Source organism: Acidithiobacillus sp. TH-A36, assembly GCF_057473445.1.
The window spans coordinates 1-9,138 of the sequence record NZ_JBYCKP010000316.1 but is presented as its reverse complement, the minus strand read 5'-3'; the positions used below and the strand labels follow the sequence as shown (position 1 = coordinate 9,138).

At 54.5% G+C, this 9,138-nt stretch carries 6 protein-coding genes; 5 read left to right on the top strand and 1 reads right to left on the bottom strand.

Translation table 11 applies throughout. The annotated features are described in order from the left end of the window. Positions 1–448 precede the first annotated feature (448 nt). A complete protein-coding gene (locus tag AC2VLY_RS08465; protein ID WP_486922094.1) occupies positions 449–1,384 on the bottom strand; it encodes a LysR family transcriptional regulator in 936 nt (311 codons plus the stop codon). A gap of 504 nt (positions 1,385–1,888) precedes the next feature. On the opposite strand from AC2VLY_RS08465, the gene AC2VLY_RS08460 reads away from it, so the two are divergent. The 5 genes from AC2VLY_RS08460 to AC2VLY_RS08440 form a co-directional block, all read left to right on the top strand. Further along, entirely contained in the window at positions 1,889–2,782 is an 894-nt protein-coding gene (locus AC2VLY_RS08460) for an EamA family transporter (protein ID WP_486922093.1), read from the top strand. 70 nt (positions 2,783–2,852) lie between these two features. Beyond that, positions 2,853–6,752, top strand: a complete 3,900-nt coding sequence (locus tag AC2VLY_RS08455) for an amino acid adenylation domain-containing protein (protein ID WP_486922092.1) — start codon at positions 2,853–2,855, stop codon at positions 6,750–6,752. 534 nt (positions 6,753–7,286) lie between these two features. Then, positions 7,287–7,667 carry a 4'-phosphopantetheinyl transferase family protein gene (locus AC2VLY_RS08450; RefSeq protein WP_486922091.1) on the top strand — a complete coding sequence of 127 codons (381 nt, stop codon included), beginning with the start codon at positions 7,287–7,289 and terminating at the stop codon, positions 7,665–7,667. A 346-nt stretch (positions 7,668–8,013) separates the two neighbouring features. Continuing rightward, positions 8,014–8,622, top strand: a complete 609-nt coding sequence (wrbA, locus tag AC2VLY_RS08445) for an NAD(P)H:quinone oxidoreductase (RefSeq protein WP_486922090.1) — start codon at positions 8,014–8,016, stop codon at positions 8,620–8,622. Positions 8,623–8,625: 3 nt separating this feature from the next. Further along, the coding region (locus tag AC2VLY_RS08440) for a DsbA family oxidoreductase (RefSeq protein ID WP_486922089.1) at positions 8,626–9,138 on the top strand (513 nt) is incomplete at its 3' end.

The following is a 9,138-nucleotide window of genomic DNA, read 5'->3' as shown; positions in this document are numbered from 1 at the left end:
TGTGGGAAACAAATAAAGATGGTAACTTTTATCTGACCTAAGCCAGTAAAATTGGTACATCGAAATTTTCAAAAATAAATAAAGTTGGTAACTTTCTGTCTGATCGAGCCCAAGACCCCTAAATTTTGTGCCAATTAAGTTGGTAACTGCCCCCCAGAACATTCCTCAACCTCGCGGGTCATCCGTTCGCAATCCTCTGACCACAGTATGTCGATCCTAAGGCGTTTTGGACCAAAACGGAAAAAGCGGAGACCCAGCTCATTGCCCGCTATTGCCCAGATGCACCAACCTGCCCCATGGGTGCCTCCGACAGAAGCCCTTGTTAACCACCTGCCGAGATTTCCACCGGCTTCACGGCACTCGCGTGGTAGGCACCACTTGGCGTATTCGTCATAACCCTGCCGGACCCTGGCGGACATTTTGTCACCGATGGTGATCAGATGGAAGTTCATGATGATCGGACATCTGAAAGGCCGGATGAACGATCCCAATATGGCTCGCCACAGATTCGCGATGCCATAAAATCCACGAAGGCACGAACCTTTGGAGATAAGTGCCGACGCACTGGATAAACGAGATAGATCGACATTTCCAATATCTTGTAATCGACAAGTAATGGCGTCAGCCTCCCTTCTTGAATGTCCCGTCCAACCACGAACGTTGGAATACGTGCGATGCCGAGTCCTCCAAGGAGCGCTTCGCGAATCGCCAGGCTATTGTTGGTCTGCACCGTGCCCTCAACCGCTGTAGAGATGACCTGATCGTCCCGCGAAAAAAAATGCCAGAGGCACGCTGACTCCTGATAGCTGTAAGTCAGTATCTTGTGTTTACCGAGATCGTCGGGTGAGGTCGGCGTGCCATGCCGTTCCAGATAGGCCGGCGACGCCAGGACCAAGTGACGGCATGGGCCCAATCGTTTGGCAACCAACGAAGAATCAGGTAATTCCGCTATCCGGACTGAAACGTCGAAACCTTCCTCAATCACATCCAGCTTTCGATCATCGAGGCTCATGTCGACCGATATTTGTGGAAATTGTGCTATGAAATCGGGCAAGGCTGGCGCAATGTGCAGAATACCGAATGACATCGGTGCGTTGATTCTTAGCCTGCCACGCGGGTAGTCCTGTAACTTCGTCACTTCAGCCTCAGCCTCGTTTATTTCCTCCAAAATGCGTTGACTGCGTTCGTAAAACCCGCGCCCCGCTTCGGTGAGGCTCAATTTGCGGGTGGTTCGGTTGAGCAGGCGTGCGCCCAGCCGGTCCTCCAGTCGGGAAACGTACTTGCTCACAACAGATTTGGACAGTCCCAGCTTTTCGGAGGCCACCGTGAAACTGCCGGCGTCGACTACCTGGACAAATACGGACATGTCGCTCAGAGAATCCAAAAAGCACCTCCCGATTGGTCAAATGTCATCAACAATGCTGTTTCGTACGGGCAAATATTCAATATTTTTTGGTGGCGCCATGGGGTCATAAGGTCGAGGATCGGGTTGTTATTAACCCGATATGTTAAATGACCGGGTTAATCAGGATGGGGGGTGTGTGGCCACCGTCCAAGCGTGTCGGCCATCGGTGAACCGTCACGATAGAAGTCGGCCGTTGCTTGCTATTCGGAGTACTGAGGAGCGTCTGGCTACGCGTGTATCGGTTCTTGAAGCAATGCCCTATGCGCTAGATCCGTGCATCCATTGGTTTCCGTTTTCACAAAACCTTGCCTTCCCGAACTGAACCGACGCGCCTCCTCAATTAATGAATATCCGTGAACAATATTATTCCTTCTGGCCCGATGATCAATGGCCTACCATACACTATCGTTCTCTACGTCGGCTACGGACATGTTTTAACAGTCAGTTGCAGGAGCAACCCCGAGCGATGTGGATCGGAGAATAATGATGACTACCAAACAAGGTGTTGGCACCGGAGGCGATCGTCAAAGTGCCTTGTTGGACGTGCTCTTAACGGCGACGGTGCCGTTGATCTGGGGAAGCACCTATTTTGTCACCACTCAGTTTTTACCTCCCGATGCCCCGTTGTTGGCTGCAGTGATGCGAGCGCTTCCAGCTGGGATCGTCCTGGTGATCATGGGCAGACGTTTGCCCGTGGGCGCATGGTGGTGGCGCGCGGCGCTGCTTGGGATCCTCAATATAGGCGTCTTCTTTTACTTTCTGTTCGTCGCTGCTTATGAATTGCCTGGCGGTGTTGCTGCACTTTTGATCTCGACGCAGCCGGTGTTCGTCCTTCTGTACGGTGTGTTTCTCTACGGCCGAAAAATTTCCGCTACCCAGGCCATCGCCTGTGCCCTTGGCATCGCCGGATTGGCGTTGGTCGTCCTGAAGCCTTCCGCTGCCCTGAATGCGAGCGGTGTCATGGCCGGTCTCGGTGCCGCATTGTGCATGGCAACCGGTATCGTCCTGACTAAGCACTGGGGCAAGCCCGCCGATGTCAGTGTCATTACGTTTACCGGCTGGCAACTCACTGCCGGCGGACTCTCGCTACTGCCTTTTTTCCTACTGCAGGAGCACATTCCTCATGGCTTGTCGGCGACCAACATCCTCGGATTTGTCTATCTCGGCCTGGTGGGGACACTCGTGGCTTATGCCATCTGGTTTCGCGGTATCGGACGCCTACCTGCGCTAACGGTGTCCTTTCTTGGGCTACTCAGCCCGGTCTCGGCGGTACTGCTGGGTTTCGTTCTACTCGGTGAGGCACTGACCGGACCCCAGATATGGGGGGGTATCTGTGTGCTTGCAGCAGTCTTCCTCGTCCAGGTTCGCTCGTCTTAGCTGTCCATGATGTCGGAGTGCTTACTTCCCCCCACTCAATGCTCAATGCCAACACAACAGGAGAAGCTTCATGTTCAACGCTAACTTGAATGCCGCGTGTATTCCTTCCAGCATCCGCACACTTCCTGCGATGTTGGAATGGCAAGCAACTAACGACCCAAAGGGTCTCGCTGTCGTCGCGAAACACGAATCGATGACCCATGCCGATCTGTTCGCCGCATCGCATTGGATTGCTGCTGGCATCCGAGCGACCCCGGTACAGTCGGACTGCATCGGTCTCTATATCGAGCCGTCAGTTGGAGTGATTACCGCAATTTGGGGCATTCTGGCCGCCGGGTATGCCTATCTTCCGCTTGCACCGGAATACCCGGACGAACGCATCCGCTATATTGTCGAGCATTCCGAAGTCGATACAATCATCGTACAGGCAAGCCTGCAAGAGCGGCTCAGTGCCTTCCTGCCAACTGCGGTGCGTATTCTCGTTCTTGAAGACCTCTTGGCGGCAGAGACTGTTCGACATGAGGCGGTAGTTTTAAGGCCGACTGACTTGGCTTATGTCATTTACACTTCTGGCAGCACCGGGCGGCCCAAGGGAGTAATGATTGAACAGGATGCGATAGCCACCCAGATGCACTGGTTGTCGCGTAGTCGCTTCCTACAGGCGGCAGCACGGATACTGCAAAAGACCCCCATGAGCTTCGATGCCGCGCAGTGGGAGATTCTTGCTCCGGCAGTGGGTGCGACGGTGGTTGTTGGATCAAGCGGGCTGTTCCGCGACACCCACGCACTGATTGACACACTCCTACGCCATGACGTGACGCACCTTCAGTGTGTACCCACGCTGCTGGCGGCCCTGTGTAACGAAGATCGTTTCTTGGAATGCCGTTCCATCGAGGTGATCTTCTCTGGAGGAGAGGCGCTGTCGCAAAAACTGGCGGCCAAGGTTCTGAGCGACTTACCCAATCGGCGGCTCGTCAATCTCTATGGGCCGACCGAGTGCACGATCAACACCACGTTCCACGAAGTCTGCGTAGAAGACGTGGGTGAGGCGGGGAAGGCGGTGACCATCGGTCGCCCTGTCGACGAGTCTTATTGTCTTATCCTGGATGCGGACTACAAACCGGTTCCAGACGGCGAGGAAGGGGAACTTTACATCGGTGGGCGACAGCTTGCGCGTGGATACCGCAATTCCACTGAGCAGACGGCACAGCGTTTCATCTACGCGCCCGATTGTCCAGGCGAACGGCTCTACCGTACTGGCGACGTTTGCGCCTGGAATCCGGATGGCACTATCCGCTATTTGGGCCGCACCGACCATCAAGTCAAACTCCGTGGCTATCGGGTCGAACTTGAGGAGATCTCGCTGGCTATTGAAAACCATCCCTGGGTGTATCATGCATCAGTGGTGGTGAGCCAGGACGTGCGCTCAAAGGCGCAGAGTCTAACGGCGGTAGTCGAGATGAACGAGAAGGAGGCGGCACTGATGGACCAAGGAGTTGCCGGCAGCCACCATCAGTCCAAAATGAATAAGCTCCAGGTCAAAGCGCAGCTTTCGAATCCGGGACTGCGTAACGATGCTGATTGTTTTTCGGCCACCAAGCTGCCGGGAGCGAACGCCAGCACAACGATGCGCCGGGCAGTTTTCGCACGCAAGACCTACCGTTTCTATGAAGGTGGGACAGTCGAACGTGGCGACGTTGAGGCGTTGATTGCCGATTGGCATCGTGCCCTGTCGGTCCCCGGCGAAGCGGGTCCACGCCCGACCCTGAACGTTGCGTTTCTCGGCAATCTGTTGCGCTGGTTTGGTGCCTTCTCGAGCGATGAACGTCTGCTGCCCAAGTATTCCTACGCGTCTCCTGGTGCACTTTATGCCACCCAGATCTATGTCCAGACTCAAGGAGTCTGCGGCCTGTCTGACGGGATTCATTACTACCATCCCATTCGGCATGAATTGCATCGGGTTTGTGACGTGGATGTCGCAGCAGACGGCGTGAAATTTCATTTCGTCGGCAAGCACCAAGCAATCGAACCGGTTTACAAAAACAACATTCAGGAAGTTCTTGAAATGGAAACCGGGCATATGCTCGCAGTGTTCGATGAGGCACTGAGTACACACCGAATGGGCTTGGCTTTGAGCCACGTTCCGGCAAATCTGCTAATCCGACTTGGCCTTCCACAGGACGACATCGCCATCGCAAGCTTCAAGCTGGTGGACAGAGCTCAGCGATGGACGCCGAACGTGGACTTGTTCGTCCAGCCGCTGGGGCGTGGTGTGCGAGGCATGAATGAGGGAACCTGGCAGGTCGGAGTTGATTGGCTTTCCTTTGTATCCGGAGAGATGCTGCGGCGTCGGGATGTCATCGCCATCAACCAGAAAGTCTTCGAGCGGGCCAGTCTGGGCTTTGTGGTGGTGAGCCGCGAGTCCAGCACCTGGTTGCAATACGCAGCGCTCGGTTTCGCATTGCATAAGTTCCAGCGCAACAACAGCGAATTCGGTTTCATGTCTGCGGGGTACAGTTCCAAGACGGGAAACCCACTCCCGGCGGCACGCACCTTCGATGCGATTCTAGCGGGTGCTGGCCTAGCGGAAGGCCCGATGTATTTCTTCGTCGGCGGCAAAGTGAGCGCCGAACAGATAGCCAGTGAAGGCATGTACGAGGACGCGGTACACATGCACGGACCGGCGGAAATGATTCGTGACGAACTGATGCGTTCATTGCCAGATTACATGATTCCGAACCGAGTCTTGGTGTGGGATGCGCTGCCGCTGACGGCCAACGGCAAGGTTGACCACAAGGCAGTCGCTGCTTCGGAGAAGTTGTATCAAGCGACCAAGCCGCAACCCTTCGTGGCACCAGAGACTGCTTCGGAGCGCTGGCTGGCGGCGCTCTGGGAAGATATCCTGCATTTTTCACCGGTTTCTAGTGAGGATGAGTTTTTTGCCTCAGGCGGCAACTCGCTCATCGCCATTTCGATGCTGCGCCGGATCAATCAGCATTTTGGATGCTCGCTTCCAGCCCAAACTGTTTTCGAGGCCCCTCGACTGCGCGATCTCGCACGTCGTATCAACCAAGGGAAGGGGCAACAGATCACTCGTTTCATGGAGTTGAACGCAGCCAATACCGGCGTCCCCCTATTCTGTTGGCCGGGATTGGGCGGCTATCCCATGAATCTTCGTCCGCTTGCTCTGTCTCTGGTGAAGCCGCGCCCGTTCGTTGGAATTCAGAGTTACGGCCTCAACGAAGGAGAAACGCCTTACACCACCATAGAAGAGATGGCTCATGCTGACGTTGAGGAAATCCAAAGCTTCCAGCCGGAGGGGCCGATCACGCTTTGGGGTTATTCCTTCGGAGCGCGACTCGCCTTTGAGTCTGCGTGGCAACTTGAGCGCAGCGGTAGGACTGTGGAACAACTAGTGTTGATCTGCCCTGGCAATCCACACGTCGAAAATGCCGAAACACAGGTACCGTTGCGGCGCGATGCCAGTTTCGACAACCGCACCTTTGTAGCGATTTTGCTATCGGTGTTTCTCGGGCGGGTGGATCCGGTGCTTACCGAAGACTGTCTGGCGCTAGCGCCGGATACCGAGCGTTTCGCGCGTTTCATACTTGAACGACGACCACAGATCGGACTGAACATGATCCTGCGTATTATGGCCATCGTGCGTGAAACCTATGAGTTCGAATATAGTTTTGTCGAGTTGCGAAAACGCTGCATCAGCGCGCCTGTCACCATCATCAAGGCACGCGGCGACGACTATTCGTTTATCGAAAATGTCCATAGCTTTTCAGATCGCCCGCCTCGGGTGATAAAAGTTGAAAACGACCATTACGAAATTCTTCGCGGAGAAGCAGTTCGGGAACTCGCGCAGCTGATTGCCCCGGATGCGGATACAGCCAGCGACGCTTTATTATTAGACGGGTCAGCCAGAGACATGGTCCGATCGAGGTGGCGTAATTTTACCTCGTAAAACCGTGGTCACCGGAATGTTCACGACTGCACAGCCGCGCTCGTGGCCTTTTCCAAACGACATGACCAAAGGGTTAGGCTGAGATGAAATCAGCGGTGCCTGTCTCACAGGGTGCCTCCGTAACTACCGGTCTTGAACACCTTCAAGCCGGCTCGAGCCATCCCTGCCATTGACCAGAGCAGGACAATGTTCAGTATCAAATGCCTTCCAAGTACAATTGGATCGGATGGTTGGAGGAATGTCCGTAGCCAGATCCGGGCCCGCCTACGTACCGGGATGGCTTGCGCGCTTCTTCTTCCTAGTGATATTCCTGAATTTTCGGATATACCGCTTTCCGACGATGAAAGGAACCGTTCTGCGGATTTACGCGAACATGCGGACAGGCTGGACTTTGAGGCAAGCCGGCGAGCGGTGCGGTATTTCCTTGGTTTGGAAACCTGTCAGATACCACTTCCATGTGGACAGCACGGCAAGCCTTTGCCATTACCTGGCCTTCCCTCCTTTTCGTTCAGTCGGTGCCGTGGCTGGTGTTTATTGTCACTCGTCGAGCGTGGGGAGATTGGCGTCGATATTGAAACCTTGCCGGTGCAGCCGGAAACGGCTGGAGTCAGCGGGGAGGTCCTTTCAGCGAGTGAAACAGCCTGGCTGGAAAAACAGGAGAGTGACGGCGCCATAGCTTTTCTGCAGTGCTGGACTCGAAAAGAGGCAATCCTGAAACAAAAAGGCACGGGTCTTTTCGGCGATCTTCGCGAGGTGGAAACCGAGCCGCAACTGGAAAGCGGAGAAGTCCTGAAAAACGCTCCGACCACACGGATCTGGACCTTTAGAACAAGTTATCCTAACGCTGTCTGCGCCATGGCCGTAAGGCACGACGTTGTGGATTTATCGGTATCGATATTCTCGCCACCCGGTTGAGCTCGGCGTACGAATGCTGAACGCGAGGCTTCACCGATAGAGAGGTTCACAAGATTTCCAAGTGTTCGCTTGCAGCTCAACGAGGCCATCGGCGTGAGGCGTTCATTCGTGACTGGGTTGAGTCCTCGGCGCACCGGCCATGGATTGGTGAATTTCCGTGAACACTGTTGTTCGATTGAGCCTGGTGATCAATGGGCAAATGAACATTATGCTTCTTCTTTGGGGCATGTAGCTCTCCAATCCGGCAATCAACCAATTGGCATTGCAAACGGAGAGCGAATGTTTAACCAGCGATTCCTATATGGAGCATCCCGCACACAAGTTAACGGTCTTTAAGGAGCCTGACATGACAAAGATTCTAGTTTTGTATTACTCAGCATATGGTCATATCCAAAGCATGGCTGCAGCGGTAGCCGAGGGTGCGGAGCGCGTTCCGGACGTCAAGGTTGATGTCCGGCGCGTACCGGAGACGATCCCGGATGATGTCCGTAAAAAGTCCGGCTACATTGAGGACGACGCGGTCCTGGCCCGCGTCTCGGATCTCGAAGCTTACGATGCAATCATCATCGGAACACCGACCCGTTTCGGATTGATGGCTGGTCAAATGAAACAGTTTCTCGATGCGGCCGGAGGATTGTGGGCAAGGAACGCCCTAGTGGGGAAAGTCGGCGCGGTATTTACCTCCAGCGGCACGCAACACGGCGGCCAAGAAGCCACCATCCTGTCGAGCTTTCTGCCTTTGCTCCACTTTGGAATGATCGTCGTCGGTTTGCCTTACAAATTCACCGGGCAGATGTCAGCCACAGAGATTGTTGGAGGGTCGCCCTATGGGGCGGGGACCATAGCAGGCCCGGACGGCTCACGTGTGCCGGAACAGATTGATAGAGATGGTGCTCGCTTTCAGGGCGAGCACGTTGCTCGTATCGCCAGTCGACTTTTCGCCACGGAGGAATGAGTCATGCCAGAGAATACTAACAGGATAACCGTCGACTTCTTTCATGATACCGTTTGCTGTTGGTGCTTCAACATGTCGTTTCGAATGAGAACACTGGCAGATGAGTTCGATCTCGATATCCGCCATAGAACCTTCGTGTTGCAAGACAGTGTTGAAGCGATGCGTCGCCATTGGGGCAGTCCAGAACAGGCGCGCACACGTATTTTGGAACACTGGGATGCGTGTCGTGAGGTCAGCGATAGGCCAGAGATGATCAACGTTGATGCGATGAGTAATGCAGGATTCGATTATCCGCATGGTTTTCAGGCCGCTCTAGCGTGCAAGGCGGCGGAAAGACTTTCAGGACAGGCGGCGCATTGGGATATGTTCGATGCTATTCAAAGAGCGCATTTTACTGAGGCACGGAACATCGCTGATGTCGATGTGCTGCTGGATGTCGCGCAATCCTTGGGGTATCAAATATCCCGCTTCGATGCGGAGATGAACACTCCAATGACGTTTGCAGATGTTCAAGCA

Bases quoted from the DNA above. Each gene is read 5' to 3' on its own strand.
- AC2VLY_RS08460 (WP_486922093.1), top strand. From the start codon at position 1,889: ATGATGACTACCAAACAAGGTGTTGGCACCGGAGGCGATCGTCAAAGT.
- AC2VLY_RS08455 (WP_486922092.1), top strand. From the start codon at position 2,853: ATGTTCAACGCTAACTTGAATGCCGCGTGTATTCCTTCCAGCATCCGC.
- wrbA (WP_486922090.1), top strand. From the start codon at position 8,014: ATGACAAAGATTCTAGTTTTGTATTACTCAGCATATGGTCATATCCAA.